This window comes from Xenorhabdus khoisanae, assembly GCF_001037465.1.
Classification (GTDB): Bacteria; Pseudomonadota; Gammaproteobacteria; order Enterobacterales; family Enterobacteriaceae; genus Xenorhabdus; species Xenorhabdus khoisanae.
The window spans coordinates 1-725 of the sequence record NZ_LFCV01000229.1; the positions used below are offsets into that span (position 1 = coordinate 1).

A 725-nucleotide genomic window follows, 5' to 3' on the forward strand; every position below is an offset into this window, starting at 1 on the left:
GTGTCATGGCTGCCATAACCGTAAGACCGTGCAGACAGACCCGGCAACCAAACAGCGGCGTAAGAATGGTGAGTATCGGGAACGGGAAGCAGAGGCGGCAAGGCGTCGTGATTGGTTGATTGAATGATAATAACGCAATGAGATAACGAGGTGGGGGGATCAAAAATGACAAACGCCCCGCTAAAAAGAACCGCCGCGTCCTCAAATTTTTATGCACGGCACTTTTTTTAATAGCAGTAATCTTCATAGGAAACATAAAGTTATGGCAAGAGCACCGAAACCCCCTGAGTATTTAAACAATATCGCCGCGCAACAATGGAAATCGAAAGCCAAAATCCTTAACGAGCGTGACGACCTCAGCCCGGCGGACTGGAACAACCTAGAACTGTATTGCGTCAACTATGCCATCTACCGTAAGGCCGTGGCAGACATTGAGTTACGCGGGTTCGCCGTGGAAGGCTCACGCGGCGCGGCAACCAGTAACCCGTCATTGAAAGCGAAAGCCGATGCCGAGAAAATCATGATAAAAATGTCGTCACTGCTGGGCTTTGATCCGGTATCCCGCCGTCGAAATCCGGTGGAAAGCGACGAGCCTGATGATTTAGACGCACTGATTGCCTGATGAGATTACCGATGAACGCATGGGAGCAGTACGCTTTTGATGTCGAAAATGGCACTATTCCGGCCTGTAAGCGTCTGAAACAGGCCGTGAAACGCTATTATAA

The 725-nt window shown here is 49.9% G+C and carries 2 protein-coding genes; both read left to right on the forward strand.

Annotation, left to right across the window (positions count from 1 at the left end; all coding sequences use genetic code 11):
• The first annotated feature begins 262 nt into the window (after positions 1–262).
• The gene (locus tag AB204_RS20375) at positions 263–622 is read left to right on the forward strand and encodes a phage terminase small subunit P27 family (protein WP_047965209.1); all 360 of its coding nucleotides are present in this window, start codon (positions 263–265) and stop codon (positions 620–622) included.
• A gap of 11 nt (positions 623–633) precedes the next feature.
• Positions 634–725: hypothetical protein (locus tag AB204_RS23730; protein ID WP_235428161.1), on the forward strand; the 92-nt coding region annotated here is incomplete at its 3' end.